Genomic DNA, 15,318 nt, shown 5'->3' with positions numbered 1-15,318 from the left:
TTAGCCAGCGCTCGCGCACGGGCCCACGGTCAGCGACGCCTCGCCGCCCGGTGCATTCACTTCATCGGCAATGACGATCTCTCCATCCTCGATCATGCGATTGATCGCGTCGTCGATGATATAGCTGTTGTCGACATTGCCGTCCTCACCGACCTCTGCGGCATAGCGCGTATAGCCCCGTTGCAGCATCGCGGCGCGGAACGCCGGGTGGGTCATGGTGCAGCCGTTTTCTGCAAAAATCGTCATCGCCAGATCGCGCGCGTTTGCCGAAGTCATCGCGCCGCCCGCGTTTTGAGCGCAGGCCGCAAGCCCCAGGATCAGCGCCAGCGCGCCGGTTGTTTTCGCCGCACGCATCATCGGTCCACCTCGCCAAACACGATATCCATCGTCCCGATAATTGCGGCCACATCGGCCAGTTGGTGACCCTTTGCGACGTGATCCATCGCGTGCAGATGCGCATAACCGGGCGCGCGGATCTTGGCCTTGTAGGGCTTGTTTGTGCCATCGGCGACGAGATAGACGCCGAACTCGCCCTTCGGCGCTTCCACGGCGGCATAAACCTCGCCCTCGGGGACGTGGAAGCCTTCGGTGTAGAGCTTGAAATGATGGATCAGCGCTTCCATCGAGGTTTTCATTTCCGCGCGCGTCGGCGGCGTCAGCTTGCCGCGCGCCAGCACATCGCCCGCCGGTTCTTCTTTCAGCTTTTCAATCGCTTGGCGGATGATCTTCACAGACTCGCGCATCTCCTGCATCCGCACGAGATAGCGGTCATAGCAATCGCCATTGGTGCCGACCGGGATGTCGAATTCGAACTCGTTATAGCACTCATAGGGCTGCGCGCGGCGCAGATCCCAGGCCATGCCCGAGCCGCGCACCATCACGCCGGAAAAGCCCCAATCGAGCGCGGTTTTCTGATCGACAATCGCGATATCGACATTGCGCTGTTTGAAAATCCGGTTTTCTGTCAGCAGGTTATTGAGATCGTCCATGAAATCTTCGAACGGATCGCACCAGGCGAGAATATCGTCGAGAAGCTCCGGCGTCAGATCCTGATGGACGCCGCCGGGCCGGAAATAAGCCGCATGGAGACGCGCACCGCAGGCCCGCTCATAGAATTCCATCAGACATTCGCGCTGCTCAAAACCCCAGAGCGGCGGCGTCAGCGCGCCCACATCCATCGCCTGCGTCGTCACATTCATCAAATGGTTGAGAATACGGCCAATTTCGGAGAATAGCACCCGAATGAGAGAGGCGCGGCGCGGCACTTCCACACCCACCATCTTTTCAATCGCCAGACACCAGGCATGTTCCTGATTCATCGGCGAGACATAATCGAGACGGTCGAAATAGGGCAGGTTTTGCAGGTAGGTCCGGCTCTCCATGAGCTTTTCCGTCCCGCGATGAAGAAGGCCGATATGCGGGTCCGCGCGCTCGACAAGCTCGCCATCGAGCTCCAGCACCATGCGCAGCACGCCGTGGGCCGCAGGGTGCTGCGGGCCGAAATTGATGCTAAAATTCCGGATCGTCTGCTCGCCATCGAGCCCGTCCTTGTAATCGAGACCGTCCATTATGCCTCTCCTTTACGCATCAGCGCGGCGCGCGGCCGCCTTATCCTCAAACCGGGACTTGTCGACGATGGCGCGGCGGTGCCGCCCTTCCCCGATCTCGCCCGCCTCGTCGCGCATCGCGACCTTGAATTCGATCTGCCGGCCCTCAACCGCTGTGACCTCCGAGGTCACCGTCATGGTCATGCCTTGCAGCGTCGGCGCCGTGTGGGTCACGTCGATCTTGACCCCGAGCGAGACCTGACCATCCTCCAAATGTGGCCGCATCTGCTCCAGACAGCCCCATTCCATGATCCCGATCATATAGGCCGTCGAGAGCACGCCCGGCATGTCGCTGCCCACCCCCTCCTCGGCAAAGATCTGCGAGACGAGGTGGTGCTTGCCGATGGGCATGGAAAATTCCGCCCGATCACCGACCGCAAGCGCCATCAGTCCTTGCCTTTCTGCTCGCCCTTCTCATCGCCGGGAAGGATGTATTCCGCCCCCTCCCATGGCGACATGAAGTCGAACTGGCGATATTCCTGCACAAGATCGAGCGGCTCATAGACCACGCGCTTGCGCTCTTCATCATAGCGGACCTGGCTATAGCCACTGGTCGGGAAATCCTTGCGCAGCGGATAGCCGCGGAACCCGTAATCGGTGAGGATGCGGCGCAGATCCGGGTGGCCCGTGAACATCAGCCCATACATATCAAAGACTTCGCGCTCATACCAATTGGCGACCGGGAAGACGCGCGTGATCGAGGGGACCAACTCGCCATCATGGACCGCCGCTTTCACGCGGATGCGCTGGTTCTGATACATGCTGAGCAGGTGATACACCATGTCGAAACGCTTCTCGCGCCCCGGATAATCCACCGCCGTGATGTCGATCAGCGTCGAGAAATTGCAGGCCCCGTCCTGACGCAGAAATTCGATGACTTCCACGATTTTGGCCGCGTTCACATAGATGCTCAGCTCGTCATAGGCGATCTCGGTGCGCAGCACATCGTCGGACTGCTTGGCCTCGATGAGCGCCGCAAGTTCTTGCAAGGCTTCGGTCATCTCGCCCCCTTACCGTGCCAGCGTGCCTGTCCGGCGGATCTTCCGCTGGAGCTGCAAAATCCCGTAGACCAGCGCTTCCGCCGTCGGCGGGCAGCCGGGCACATAGACATCCACCGGCACGATCCGGTCGCAGCCGCGCACCACCGAATAGCTGTAGTGATAATAGCCGCCACCATTGGCACAGGAGCCCATGGAGATCACGTAGCGCGGCTCCGGCATCTGGTCGTAGACCTTGCGCAGGGCCGGTGCCATTTTGTTGGTCAGCGTCCCGGCGACGATCATCAGGTCGGACTGGCGCGGGCTGGCGCGCGGCGCGGTGCCGTAGCGCTCCAGATCGTAACGCGGCATCGAGGAATGCATCATCTCGACGGCGCAGCAAGCGAGCCCGAAGGTCATCCAATGGAGCGAGCCGGTGCGCGCCCAGTTGATAATGTCCTCGGTCGACGTGAGCAAAAACCCCTTATCGGCCAGTTCATTGGCCATCGCCTTGGTCGCCACCTCACGGTCGCCGCCCGCGTAATAGGCGAGCGCGTCATGTTTGGCAGGCGCGCCCGGAAGCTGGTCCGGCGCAAGCTCGGCGCGGGCCTCTTTCGTCGCGGTGTCGTGGACGTTCTTTACTGCCATTCCAGCGCCCCCTTCTTCCACTCATAGGCAAAGCCGACGGTGAGGACCCCGAGGAACAGCATCATCGACCAGAGGCCGAACACGCCCTGATGCTCAAAACTTGCCGCCCATGGGAAGAGGAAGGCGATTTCGAGATCGAAGATGATGAAGAGAATCGAGACGAGGTAAAAGCGCACGTCAAATTTCATCCGCGCATCGTCGAACGCGTTGAACCCGCACTCATAGGCCGAGGTCTTCTCTGCGTCCGGATTGTGGACCGCAAGCACCACAGCGGCGAGGATCAGCACCAGCCCGAGGGCAATGGCGATTCCGAGGAAGATGAGGATGGGCAGATATTCACGCAACAAGACGTCCACAGGGCTCTCCCTTATATGGGGTGGCTTTCATCTGTCCTACTCTGTGCACCGGAAAGGGTCAACGGGAACTGAATGATTTGGCTGTCATATGACAAGAGATTTGTTCAATTCTGACGTAATTTATCCGCGTCTCGGATCACGCCCCGAGGCCGCGCGCAACCGCTTTGAGAAAACTCACGGCGGGGCCATAGAGCGAGGCCATTTGATAGGTCACGAAGAACATCACCGGATAGAACAGCGCCGGGTGATGGCGCTCCACCCGCAGCACATCATGGCGCAGGATGAGATCGCGCAGCCATGGCAGGATCACAAAGGCCGAGAAGGCGCCGATCAGCCCGCCCGCGATCATGTCGCTCCAATAGTGGAAGCCGATATAAATGCGCGGCAGCGTGATCACGATGACGGCGTAGAGGAGTGCGGCGATCCCGGCCCGGCGGTCGATCATCAGGAACCCGAAGGCCAGCGCGTAGAACAGCGCGGCGTGATCGCTTGGCAGGGAACTCCAGCCCTCCAACACGGTTTCGGGCATTCCGTAGGGCGTGTTGAACCCCTCATGATCCGCGTGAACGGGCCGGAGCCTGAAGGGCAGGATCAGCGCCAATACGCGACCGAGGATGACCGAAATGCTCGCGCTGATCGCCAGTGCCAGCAGGCCCGCCCGCGTCTCGCCGGTTTTGTCCCGCGCGGCCGACCACAGCCCCCAAAAGAGCATCATCGCGACAACGCCCTTGAACATGTCGTTACCCGACAGTCCGCCCACCAAAAGATCTAGAATACGGTTGTGACCGGCTGCGTCATTCACAAGCAAACTGGCTTGAATGTCCAACTCTCGTAAAAAAGTCACTAAATACCTCCAACACACATATGCGGAGCATAATATTTAATGTGCTGTCACAATTCGAGGCGGAACTGACACATAATCGTCAAAAAAGTGTCACATTCAGATGATCTCGTCCTCATCCGCCATGCGGTCCCCGGCATAGGTTTCCGCGAGATGTTCGGCCAGCTCGTCGGGCACTTCGCTGGTCAGTTTGGCGATGTGGAAGAGCGCGTCGCCCTCATAGACGATGGGCAGGTTGGCGCGGCCGATGATCATGCCGTCGATATCGGCGAGCACCTCTTCTTCCGCTGTCCCGAACGGGTCCGAGATCGCGCCCAGAACATCGCCCGCGGCCACGGTGTCGCCGAGATGGGCGAAGGCGCGGAAAAGGCCGCCTGCGGGCGCGCGGGTCCAGCCGGAGCGGTTGGCGATCAGCGAGTCGATATCGCGCTCCTGCATCTCCTCGATCATGCCGAGATGGGCCATCACCCGCAGGATGCCGCCCACGCCGGTCGCCACGGCAGTCTCGTCGAAACGCAGCCCCTCCCCGGCCTCGTAGAGCAGCATATCGACGCCCCGTTCCTTCGCCTCACCGCGCAAACTGCCTTCGCGCAGGCTGGAGACGACGACGATGGGCGCGCCGAAGACTTTGCCCAGATCCATCAGATGCTTGTTGCCGGAACTCACCCGGATCTGCGGCAGGTTGGTGCGGTGGATCGCGGCGGAATGCAGGTCGATCCCGATCTCACAGCGCAGCACCACCTCCTGCATGAAAATATGCGCCAGCCGCGAGGCCAGCGAGCCGCGTTCCGAGCCGGGAAAAACGCGGTTGAGATCACGCCTGTCAGGCAGATAGCGCGAATGGTTCATGAAACCGTAGCTGTTGACGATCGGCACGGCGAGGAGCGTCCCGGCCATCTCCTCCAGCGCATCGACGCCCAAAAGACGGCGGACGATCTCCACCCCGATGATCTCGTCGCCATGGATCGCGGCGGAGACGAACATGGTCGGCCCCGGCTTCTTGCCATGCACCACATGCACGGCGAGATTGACCGGGGTGTGGTCCGAAAGCTGGCTGACCGGGACATTGACCGTCGCGCGGCGACCGGGGGCGATATGCTCCCCGGCGATCTCGAATGGCGCGACCTCGGGCCCGGCTCCGGGCGCGTCGTCCCTCATCCCTTGCCTTTCGTCCGCGTCGCCCCCGCACGGGCGTTTTTCTCAAGAAACTCGATAATCTTGCCCGCGACATCGACTTTGGTGGCCTCTTCGATCCCTTCGAGACCCGGCGAGGAATTGACCTCCATCACCACCGGCCCATGATTGGAGCGCAGCATATCGACACCGCAGCAGTTGAGCCCCATGGCCTTGGCCGCGCGGATCGCGGTGGTGCGCTCCTCCGGCGTGATCTTGGCTTTGCTGGCGGAGCCGCCCCGGTGGATATTGGAGCGGAATTCGCCCTCCGGCCCCTGACGAACCATGGACGCGACCACCTTGCCGCCAACCACAAAGGCCCGGATATCCGCGCCGCCCGCTTCCTTGATGAATTCCTGCACGAGGATGTTCACCCCAGCCCCACGGAACGCCTCGATCACCGATTTAGCCGAACGCGGCGTGTCCGCCAGAACGACCCCGATGCCCTGGGTGCCTTCGATCAGCTTGATGACGCAGGGCGCGCCACCCGCGAGTTCCACCACCTCATCGGTCTTGCGCGGATCATGGGCGAAGGTCGTAACCGGCAAGCCGATCCCGTCCCGCGCGAGAAGCTGCATGGAACGCAGCTTGTCGCGGCTCCGGCCAATCCCGACGGACTCGTTCAAAGGATAAACCCCCATCATCTCGAACTGCCGCAGCACCGCCATCCCGTAATAGGTGACCGACGCGCCGATTCGCGGGATGATCGCGTCATAGCGCTCGACCTTCTGGCCGTTGTAATAGACGTCCGGGCGATGCGAGGCGATGTTGATCGTGCATTGCAGGGTTTTGACAATGTCGAGCTGGTGGCCGCGCTCTTCCGCCGCTTCCTTGATACGCTGGTGCGAATAAAGCTTCGGATTCTGGCAAAGCAGTGCGATTTTCATGGGAACCTCCAAATGCGCCGTTCTGGCGCGGGTTGTCTGTTGTCTCAGGCCATTTGCCGGGTCGCGGCATTCCGAATGGCCGCGATATTATCTTTGTATTTCGCCGGATCGCCGCCAAAGACAGCACTCCCGGCGACCAGCACCTCGCCGCCCGCCTGGAACACGGCCTGCGCGGTTTTGGGGGACACACCCCCGTCAATCTCAATCTGGATCGGCCGCCCGGCGGTCATCTCCTTCAGCTCCCGCACCTTCGGCAGCATCGCCTCGATAAAGCTCTGCCCGCCGAAACCGGGATTGACTGTCATCACGCAAATCAGGTCGATCCGGTCCAGCACATGGGCCACCGCGCTCGCCGGGGTCGCCGGGTTGAGCGCAACGCCCGCTTTGCAGCCGAGATCACGGATCATTTGCAGCGAGCGGTCGAGATGCGCCCCCGCCTCCGCATGTACGGTGATGATATCCGCCCCCGCTTCCGCAAAGGCGGGCAGATAGACATCGGCGGGCGAGATCATCAGATGCACATCCATCACGGTCTGGATATGCGGGCGCACCGCTTTGCACAGCTGCGGGCCAAAGGTGATGTTCGGGACGAAATGCCCGTCCATCACATCGACATGGATCCAGTCCGCCCCGGCCTCTTCCACCGCGCGAATTTCCGCGCCAAATGCGGCGAAATCGGCGGCCAGAATGGACGGGGCAATAATCGGTTGGGTCACGGGGGCAGCTCCTTCGGGGCGTCAGATCACATCGTCAGATTGGTGGCCCCGCCATCGAGCAGCAGGTTCTGCCCGACGATGAAGCCGGCTTTGTCCGACGCGAGAAACGCGCAGGCCGCGCCGAACTCTTCGGGCGTGCCATAGCGCTGCGCCGGGATGCTCGACTCGCGCTTTTTCCGCGCCTCGTCGATGCTTACCCCCTCGGCTTTCGACACGCCGGTGTCAAGCGCGGTTGCGCGGTCCGTGTCGTGAATTCCGGGCAGAAGATTGTTGATGGTCACACCCTCCTGCGCCACCTGTCGCGCGATCCCGGCGACATAGCCGGTGAGCCCCGTGCGGGCGGTGTTCGAAAGGCCCAAAATCGGGATCGGCGCACGCACCGATTGCGAGGTGATGTTGATGATCCGGCCCCATTTGCGCGCAGTCATTTCGGGCAGCACAGCCTGACACATCAGGATCGGCGCGAGCATATTGGCCTCGATCGCGGCCATGAAATTCTCCCGCCCCCAATCGCGCCAGCTTCCCGGCGGCGGCCCGCCCGCATTGTTGACGAGAATATCCGGGATACCGCCTTGGAGAAGCGCCGCGCGCCCCTCTTCCGTCGTCACATCCGCGGCGATGGCGGCATTCACCGTGATCCCCTGATCCTCCAGTCGCTTGCGCGCATCCTCAAGCGAACCCTCATCGCGGCCATTGATCGTGACGGACACACCCTCACGCCCGAGCGCCTCGGCGCAGCCATAGCCCAGCCCCTTGGACGAGGCGCAAATCACCGCCGTTTTGCCGTGCAATCCAAAATCCATCTTATCCCCCCGTCAGTTCTTTCAGCACCGGCGCCCAATCGGCCTGCATCGGTGCGTAGAATTTTTGCGTTTTGTCGAAAATCGAGAGCCCTTGCGCGGCGAGATCCGGGTAAGCCGTCCGCTCACCAATGATCGCGAGCGGCTGTTGCCCCAGATCCTCGAAATAACCCTTGAGCTTGTCGGTTCCGCGCGCCTGCCCCTTCACCCGGTTGGCAATCAGATGCACCGCGACTTTGCCCTTGCGGATGCGTTTCAGGTCATCAATCGCCTTCAAAAACCGCTTGGTGCTGTCCGTGTCGAAATAGGACGGCAGGACCGGCACGATCATCGCATTGGCCTCGGCAATGAGGCTCTTGGCCCAGTCGCTTTCAATCGCGCCGGGCGCGTCGATCACCAGCCAGTCGGTCTTTTTCGGCGCGTCCCCGACGTCATCATCATCGGACCATTTCACCTTGCGGATCTTCACCGCATCATCAGGCCGCGCCTTGAGCCAGCGGATACTGGACTTCTGCGGATCGGCATCGGCCAGCGCTACATCATGGCCCTTCGCGGCCAGCCCGGCAGCAATGGTGATCGCGGACATCGTCTTGCCGCAACCGCCCTTCTGGTTGGCGATCAATACGGTTTTCATGCCTCATTTCCTCTCTGTTGTCCGTAGACTAACAGAGCCCCGCGAGGCAGCAAGGCGAAACCTTGAAGGGGTCAGCGATTGATGACGCGCTTCACGAATTTGCGGAGGAGGAGCATCCCGAACATGAGCGTGACCAGGGCCACAGCCCAAACAAAGACATAGCTTGCATAGTCGGGCCGGTAACTGGGGTAGAAGGCATGGCGCGTGAAGCCAACCACATGCGAGACCGGGTTGAACCACAAGATGTCCTGCCCGATCTGCGGAAGGCTCTCATAAGTGTAGAAGATGCAGGAGGCGAGAAAGAGGGGCCGCGTCAGGATGCTCCAGACCTTCTCCCAACTCGGCCAGATCTCAAAAATCACGGTGTTGATCGACCCGATCCCGAGCCCGACCGCCGCCGCAGATACAAATGCACTGATGACCACCGCATAATCCACCCGAATATTCAGATCCGAAAACCAGATCACGCCGGTGAAAATCAGAAACGCTACAAGGGTTTGCGTCACGAAGTTCAGGATCAGCCGGGCCGTGATGGCGTGAAAATAGGAAACGGGCGGATAAAACAGCAGATTGCGGTTGGCGCGAAGCGTCTGCGCGGTGCGTTGCTGGGTCGACATGAAGATGCTGAACGGGATGTAACCTGTCGCGTAAAACAGCATGAAACTCTGGCCCAAGGCGGGCGAGCGCAGCATGATCGAAAACGCCAGTGACAGGATCGCGATGGCCCCGAGCGGCTCGGCAATCGCCCAGAGATACCCCGCCGAGGTCCGTCCATTGAAGGTCACCATTTCGCGCATCAGCAGGGCGAAGATCACCCGTATCGACTGAAACCGCTTGGTGCGTCCGACCTGTTTGAGTTGCTGCGCCAATCCTGCTCTCCGGGCCCGCTCTTCGGCCTCATATCGGCTTTCGAGCCTTTGCCACCCGATACCGCGCCCGCTCTGGCAATGCAATGGCCGAGGGGGCTGCGCGCGCGTCACCCTCCCGTGACGACACGCTCCGGCGCGGCGCGGCGCAGGGACGGCGCGAGCGCGATCAGCAAAAACGCCATGAAGGCGATCAGCGCGAAGCCCATTTGCAGGGACGAGCGCTCGGCGATGAAGCCGATCAGCGGCGGCGCGACCAGCATGCCGCCATAGCCGAGCGTCGCGACCGAGGCGATGGCGCGGCCACGGGTGCGCGGCGATTGCTCGGCGGCGCGGGACATCGCAATCGGGAAGGCCAGCGCGAAGCCGAAGCCCATGAGGAAAAAGCCAAGCAGCGCCACATAGGCGTTCGGCGCGAAGGTCACGATCAGGCCCGAAACACCGCTCACCGCGCCGCAGAACCGCACCATGGTCACGCGGCCAAACCGGTCGATCAGGCTGTCCCCGAGAAAGCGCATGGTCATCATCGAGGCGGAGAAGAGGGTAAAGCCAATCGCGCCAAGCTGCTCATTTCCAAGCGGTTGTTCAATGATATAGAGCGCGCTCCAGTCCGCGGTGCTGCCCTCGCCGAAGGTCGCCAGCAGGGCGATCAGCGCCACCGGCAACAGCGCGCCGCGCGGCAGGGCAAAGAGCGGCGCGGCCTCGGTTGCATCCGTCTCCGGGCTCTCCCACGGGATCTGCGCGAACCAGAGCGCGGGCAGACCGAAGAGGATAATCACCAGGATATAATGCAACGTGATCCCGATCCCGAGCGAGAAACAGAGCGCCGCGAACCCCGCACCGATGGCCCCGCCGAAGCTGAAAAGCCCGTGCATCCGCGCCATGATCGCCTTGCCGCGGGCCTCTTCGATCTCGGTCGCCCAGGAGTTCATCACCACATCCATGCCGCCCATGCCCGCCCCGAAAAGGAGCAGCAGCGGCACCAGAACCCACACCGTCGGCGCAAGGCTGAAGAGGAACATGAAGAGCAGCGCGGCGATGGCAAAGGCGCGGCTCGCCCGCCCGGCCCCGAAAATATCGCCCGCCCGCCCGGCTTGGGCGAAGGCCAGAATCCCGCCGCCCGCGACGAGCAGCAGGACCAGCCCGAGTTGAGCCTCGCTCAGCCCGTATTTCGCCTTGATCGTCGGCACACGGGTCGCCCAGCCTCCGAACACAATGCCGGCAAGCAGGAACATCGCGGCGACGGCGCGGACAGGCGTGCGTTTCATGAGAGCGCTCCTTGGCAGGATTCGACGGACGGAATGCGGCCATGAAACCGTTTTCAACCCACATTGCAACGGCAAAATGCGGCCACGCGCCGCGATCGGCGGGGTTGTGTTGCCGCGCGGTCTGTTGCTTTGATGGGGTAAAAGGGAGGCGCGCCATGTCGGAACCGGATTTCACCATCGGGATCGAGGAAGAATATCTGCTGGTTGATCCCGAAACCGGCGCGCTCAAGGAAGCGCCCGACAGCCTTATTCAGGAATGTATGAAGGATCTCGGCGCGCGGGTCTCACCCGAATTCCTGCGCTGCCAGATCGAGATCGGCACCGGGATTTGCAGCTCGATCACCCAGGCCCGGCAGGAACTGCGCGAGTTGCGGGCCGCCATCTCCCGCCGCGCCGGTGAGCATGGCCTCGCCCCGATTGCCGCCGCCTGCCACCCTTTCGCGGACTGGAAGGATCTCGTTCACACCGACAAGGAACGTTACAACGATCTGGAGCATGATCTGGCCGCCGTTTCCCGCCGTATGGTGATCTGCGGGATGCATGTCCATGTCGGACTGCCGGAGCCGGAAATGCGGATCGATCTGATGAATCAGATGGTCTATTTCCTGCCGCATCTGCTCGCCCTCTCGGGCTCCTCGCCCTATTGGCAGGGGGTGGATACGGGGCTGACCTCCTACCGCATGACGATCTTCGACAACATGCCGCGCACGGGCCTGCCGCCTTATCTGGCAAGCTGGTCGGAATTCGAACGCTCGGTGGATCTCTTGAGCGAACTCGATATCATCGAAGACGCGTCGAAAATCTGGTGGGATCTGCGGCCCTCGGCGCAATTCCCGACGCTGGAATCGCGGATCTGCGATGTCTGCCCGCGCCTCGACATGACCCTGACCATCGCGGCGCTGACCCGCTGCATCGCGCGGTTTCTCTGGCGGCTCAGCCGGAAGAACCAACGCTGGCGGACCTATGAGCCGTTTCTGATCAGCGAAAACCGCTGGCGGGCGCAGCGCTACGGGGTCAGCGACGGGCTGATCGACTTCGGCCGCCGCGCCATCGTCCCCTTCCCCGAATTGCTGGGCGAGTTGCTGGCCCTCATCCATGAGGACGCCGAGGCGCTCAACTGCGTGGCTGAGGTGGAGGCAGCGCGCGATCTCATCAAGGACGGCAATGCGTCCGACCATCAGCGCGCGGTCTATAAAGCGGCGATCCAGAGCGGCGCGGATAAAGAGCAGGCCCTCAAAGCCGTGGTGGATCACCTGATCGACGCGTTCCACGCCGATCTCTAGACACGCAAAAGCCCCACCAAAAGGCGGGGCTTTGCAACATGTTAAACCGGGGTCTTAAGCCAGACGGCTCGCGACATTGTCCCAGTTCACCAGCTTGTCGAGGAAGTTCTGGATATACCCGCCACGGTCGTTGCGGGTGTCGATGTAATAGGCGTGCTCCCACACATCGCAGCCCAGAAGGCCGGTGTCGCCCGCGGCGACCGGGTTGATCCCGTTGGCATAATTCTCAACGGCGAGCTTGCCGTCCGACTTCTGCACGAGCCAGACCCAGCCCGAACCGAACTGGCCGAGACCCTTTTCCTTGAACTCTTTCTTGAAATCATCGACGGAGCCGAAGGACGACTCGATCGCCTCTTTCAGCTTGCCGGAGATCTCGCTGTCATCCGGGCCCATCATTTCCCAGAACTGGTTGTGGTTCCACAGCTGCGAGGCGTTGTTGAACACGCCATTCTGCGGCACGCCCGACGCGTCATAGCTTTTCTTCACAATCTCTTCGAGGTCGAGATCGGCATATTCGCCGCCTTCGATCAGCTCGTTGAGCTTGGTGCAATAAGCGTTGTGGTGCTTGTCGTGATGATATTCCAGCGTTTCCTTGCTCATGCCTTTGTCGGCAAGCGCATCATGGGCATAGGGAAGATCGGGAAGTTCAAAAGCCATATCGGGTCTCCTTTACAAGTTTGACCGTTTGTCCTCGCGCATTAGGTAAAGACCGAAGCGGGGCGATTTCAAGCCCCCATGCGGGCCATGCGCATGATTCTTCCCGATTATTCTTTTTTAAGGGCTTTGGAGAGTGCGAGAACGCCTGCGCCGAGGATCAGCCCCCAGACCGCCGCGCCAAGGCCGAGGAAACTCATGCCCGAGGCGGTGACAAGAAAGGTCACGCCCGCCGCTTCGCGCTCGCTCGGCTCCGCCAATGCCGCCGAGGCCGCGTTGATGAAAACGGAGATGAGCGCGACGCCGGTCAGGGTTTCAAGCAGCATATCGGGCGCAGAGGCGGCGATGGTGGTGATGACGGCGGCAAAGAGACCGAAGAGGCAGTAGATCACCCCGCCGAACACGGCGGACCACCAGCGGGCGCGCGGGTCGGGATGCGAATCCGGTCCGGCGCAGAGCGCGGCGGTGATGGCGGCGAGGCAGGTGGCGGGCGCACCAAAGGGGGCGCTGAGAACGCTCGCCGCGCCGACCCCGGCAAAAAGCGGCCCGGCGGGCGGCGTGTAGCCATAGCTGCGCAGGATCGCGATGCCGGGAATATTTTGCGTCGCCATGGTGACGATATAGAGCGGCAGGCCGATTTGCAGGATCGCGTCCAGCGAGAAGATCGGGCCGGTCAGCACGGGGGCGGAGAAGGTTTGCGCCGGGAGGGCGAGGCTGCCGTCATTGGCGATGAGCGTCACGATGATCGCCGCAATCACGGCGGCGGGCACGGCAAAGAGGCGGTAGACGCGGCTCACCAGAAACCATGTCAGCAGGATCGGGAGCGCCGTCGCGGGGGTCACGGCCAGCGCCTGAAACGGTGCGGCGCAGAGCGAGACCAGCACCCCGGCGAGCAAGGCTTGGGCGAGGCTCGGCGGCACGGTGGTGGCGAGCCGCCCGAGCGGTTTCCAGAGGCCCGAGAGGATCGTCAGCGCACCCGCGACGAGAAACCCCGCCACCGCGCCGCCAAACCCGTCCGCCAGCGCCGGTGTGACCGCGAGCAGCGCCACGCCGGGGGTGGACCACGCCACGCTGATCGGTTCGCGCTTCCAGACCGAGAGGGCGATCCCGGCGATGCCCATGGCGACTGCCGCTGCCATCAGGCCCGACGCGGCTTCGGCCTGGCTCGCCCCGACCGAGGTGAGGCCCTGCAGGATGATGGGAAAGGAGCTGAAAAAGCCGACAATCGCGACGACGAGACCGGTGGAGGCCGTCTGAAGCGTCGGCCGCGTTCTCATTGGGCGTGATCGACCGGGATGAGCGCCGCGCCGACCTTGCGGCCCTCGGACAAGAGCACGTTATAGGTGCGGCAGGCGGCGGGCGTCGCCATGCTCTCATAAGGCGCATCGGCCGCATCGAGGGCGGCGGCGAGCGCTTCGGGCGGGTCGGCCATCGCGTCCCCTGCCCCGAAAATCACCACATCGAGGCCCTTGGCGAAGGTTTCCAACGCCGCCGGATCCCCATCCCAAAGCGCCGCCCCCGCAGGGCCGATCAACACGGCCCCGCGGTAAATCTCTCCGGAAATGCGAAATCCGCCAATGCCATAGCCATCCACCGGCGGCTGCGCGCCATAGGAGACCTCTTTCATCGGCATCAGGCGTCGATCCCCGCAAACTGGGTGCCAGCGCGAGCGCGCTCGGCCTTGTCCCGGCGGTCCACCCCGAGACGGCGCACAATGTCCGACGCGACCCAGATCGACGAATAGGTGCCCGTAAAGACGCCCCAGATCATCGCAAGGGTAAAGCCCCGGATCACTTCGCCGCCCAGAACCACCATGGCGATCAGCGCGATCAAGGTGGTGAAGCTGGTCATGAAGGTCCGGCTCAGGGTCTCGTTGATCGAGAGGTTCAAGATGCCGTAAAGCTCCATCTTCTTGTATTTGCGCAGGTTCTCGCGCACCCGGTCAAACACGATCACCGTATCGTTGAGCGAGTAGCCGACGATGGTCAGCAGCGCCGCGATGATCGAGAGGTTGAACTCCAGCCCGAAGAGCGAGAAGAGGCCAAAGGTCACGATCAGATCGTGGAGGAGCGACGCCACCGCGCCGACGGCAAACTGCCATTCGAAGCGGAACCAGATATAGATCATCACCACCGCCAGCGCGCCCACAAGCGCCATGGTGCCTTTCCAGATCAGCTCCTGAGAGACCTTCGCCCCGACCGATTCCACCGATTGGAAGGTGATGCCGGGGAAGGCTTCGGTGAGCGCCGCCTGCGCCGAGGCGATCGCCTCGGTCTGTACGCTGTCCTCGCCGACCTGCTCGATGCGGATCATCGCGGCATGTTGCTCGTCGCCGGTCACGGCGGAGGCCGGATCGTTGATCTGGCTCACCGTGACATCGCCGAGATTGAGCCCGCTCAGCACCTCGCGGTAATCGCCGGTCGGGACATCCTCAGGGGTCTCGGTGGTGATCACCGTGCCGCCCCGAAAGTCGATGCCGAAATTCAGCCCATTAACCGCGACCAGCACCAACGAGGCGATGGTCAGCAGGATCGACAGCCCCATCGTGAGATTGGCGCGTTTGAAGAAATCGAACGCCGTATCGTCCTTGAACACACGAAGACGCATA

19 protein-coding genes are annotated in these 15,318 nt (G+C 62.2%); 1 reads left to right on the top strand and 18 read right to left on the bottom strand.

The genetic code is table 11. The features are described from left to right. From ACMA5I_RS11430 to ACMA5I_RS11365, 14 genes are all read right to left on the bottom strand, one after another. Entirely contained in the window at window positions 1-354 is a 354-nt protein-coding gene (locus tag ACMA5I_RS11430) for a hypothetical protein (RefSeq protein WP_525886400.1), read from the bottom strand. Beyond that, a complete protein-coding gene (locus tag ACMA5I_RS11425) occupies window positions 354-1,568 on the bottom strand; it encodes an NADH-quinone oxidoreductase subunit D (protein ID WP_525886399.1) in 1,215 nt (404 codons plus the stop codon). Before ACMA5I_RS11425 ends, ACMA5I_RS11430 begins: the two co-directional genes overlap by 1 nt. 12 nt (window positions 1,569-1,580) lie before the next feature. Continuing rightward, window positions 1,581-1,994 (bottom strand): thioesterase family protein, encoded by a 414-nt coding sequence (locus tag ACMA5I_RS11420; protein WP_525886398.1) that lies wholly within the window; start codon window positions 1,992-1,994, stop codon window positions 1,581-1,583. After that, on the bottom strand, window positions 1,994-2,608 hold the full coding sequence (locus tag ACMA5I_RS11415) for an NADH-quinone oxidoreductase subunit C (RefSeq protein ID WP_525886397.1): 615 nt from the start codon (window positions 2,606-2,608) through the stop codon (window positions 1,994-1,996). The genes ACMA5I_RS11420 and ACMA5I_RS11415 overlap by 1 nt, the downstream gene beginning before the upstream one ends. Before the next feature lie 9 nt (window positions 2,609-2,617). Next, window positions 2,618-3,091 (bottom strand): NADH-quinone oxidoreductase subunit B, encoded by a 474-nt coding sequence (locus ACMA5I_RS11410; protein WP_525886529.1) that lies wholly within the window; start codon window positions 3,089-3,091, stop codon window positions 2,618-2,620. 131 nt (window positions 3,092-3,222) lie between these two features. Then, entirely contained in the window at window positions 3,223-3,588 is a 366-nt protein-coding gene (locus tag ACMA5I_RS11405) for an NADH-quinone oxidoreductase subunit A (protein ID WP_525886396.1), read from the bottom strand. A gap of 136 nt (window positions 3,589-3,724) precedes the next feature. Next, window positions 3,725-4,432, bottom strand: a complete 708-nt coding sequence (locus ACMA5I_RS11400) for a phosphatase PAP2 family protein (RefSeq protein WP_525886395.1) — start codon at window positions 4,430-4,432, stop codon at window positions 3,725-3,727. A gap of 96 nt (window positions 4,433-4,528) precedes the next feature. Then, complete coding sequence (locus ACMA5I_RS11395; RefSeq protein WP_525886394.1) at window positions 4,529-5,587, bottom strand: succinylglutamate desuccinylase/aspartoacylase family protein; 1,059 nt, start codon at window positions 5,585-5,587, stop codon at window positions 4,529-4,531. Next, the gene (rimK, locus tag ACMA5I_RS11390) at window positions 5,584-6,489 is read right to left on the bottom strand and encodes a 30S ribosomal protein S6--L-glutamate ligase (RefSeq protein WP_525886393.1); all 906 of its coding nucleotides are present in this window, start codon (window positions 6,487-6,489) and stop codon (window positions 5,584-5,586) included. The genes ACMA5I_RS11395 and rimK overlap by 4 nt, the downstream gene beginning before the upstream one ends. Window positions 6,490-6,533: 44 nt before the next feature. Then, a complete protein-coding gene (gene rpe, locus ACMA5I_RS11385) occupies window positions 6,534-7,205 on the bottom strand; it encodes a ribulose-phosphate 3-epimerase (RefSeq protein WP_525886392.1) in 672 nt (223 codons plus the stop codon). A 26-nt stretch (window positions 7,206-7,231) separates the two neighbouring features. Beyond that, entirely contained in the window at window positions 7,232-8,008 is a 777-nt protein-coding gene (locus ACMA5I_RS11380) for an SDR family oxidoreductase (protein WP_525886391.1), read from the bottom strand. Window position 8,009: 1 nt separating this feature from the next. Beyond that, window positions 8,010-8,639, bottom strand: a complete 630-nt coding sequence (locus ACMA5I_RS11375) for a nucleotide-binding protein (protein WP_525886390.1) — start codon at window positions 8,637-8,639, stop codon at window positions 8,010-8,012. Window positions 8,640-8,710: 71 nt separating this feature from the next. Further along, on the bottom strand, window positions 8,711-9,508 hold the full coding sequence (locus ACMA5I_RS11370) for an ABC transporter permease (protein WP_525886389.1): 798 nt from the start codon (window positions 9,506-9,508) through the stop codon (window positions 8,711-8,713). A gap of 107 nt (window positions 9,509-9,615) precedes the next feature. After that, a complete protein-coding gene (locus ACMA5I_RS11365; protein WP_525886388.1) occupies window positions 9,616-10,773 on the bottom strand; it encodes an MFS transporter in 1,158 nt (385 codons plus the stop codon). Between the two features lie 155 nt (window positions 10,774-10,928). On the opposite strand from ACMA5I_RS11365, the gene ACMA5I_RS11360 reads away from it, so the two are divergent. After that, window positions 10,929-12,056, top strand: a complete 1,128-nt coding sequence (locus ACMA5I_RS11360) for a carboxylate-amine ligase (RefSeq protein WP_525886387.1) — start codon at window positions 10,929-10,931, stop codon at window positions 12,054-12,056. Window positions 12,057-12,110: 54 nt separating this feature from the next. Here ACMA5I_RS11360 and ACMA5I_RS11355 read toward each other — a convergent pair whose 3' ends face one another. The 4 genes from ACMA5I_RS11355 to secF all read right to left on the bottom strand — a co-directional run bounded on the left by ACMA5I_RS11355 (window position 12,111) and on the right by secF (window position 15,317). Continuing rightward, on the bottom strand, window positions 12,111-12,713 hold the full coding sequence (locus tag ACMA5I_RS11355; RefSeq protein ID WP_525886386.1) for a superoxide dismutase: 603 nt from the start codon (window positions 12,711-12,713) through the stop codon (window positions 12,111-12,113). Between the two features lie 107 nt (window positions 12,714-12,820). Then, on the bottom strand, window positions 12,821-13,987 hold the full coding sequence (locus tag ACMA5I_RS11350) for a benzoate/H(+) symporter BenE family transporter (protein ID WP_525886385.1): 1,167 nt from the start codon (window positions 13,985-13,987) through the stop codon (window positions 12,821-12,823). Next, window positions 13,984-14,343, bottom strand: a complete 360-nt coding sequence (locus ACMA5I_RS11345; RefSeq protein ID WP_525886384.1) for an Mth938-like domain-containing protein — start codon at window positions 14,341-14,343, stop codon at window positions 13,984-13,986. The genes ACMA5I_RS11350 and ACMA5I_RS11345 overlap by 4 nt, the downstream gene beginning before the upstream one ends. Next, on the bottom strand, window positions 14,343-15,317 hold the full coding sequence (gene secF, locus ACMA5I_RS11340; protein WP_525886383.1) for a protein translocase subunit SecF: 975 nt from the start codon (window positions 15,315-15,317) through the stop codon (window positions 14,343-14,345). Before secF ends, ACMA5I_RS11345 begins: the two co-directional genes overlap by 1 nt. Between the last annotated feature and the right edge of the window lies 1 nt (window position 15,318).

Source organism: Jujubicoccus corallicola (assembly GCF_047345645.1).
Classification (GTDB): Bacteria; Pseudomonadota; Alphaproteobacteria; order Rhodobacterales; family Rhodobacteraceae; genus JBLEFH01.
The sequence above is the reverse complement of the archived record's forward strand: the minus strand, read 5'-3'. Positions and strand labels throughout refer to the sequence as shown.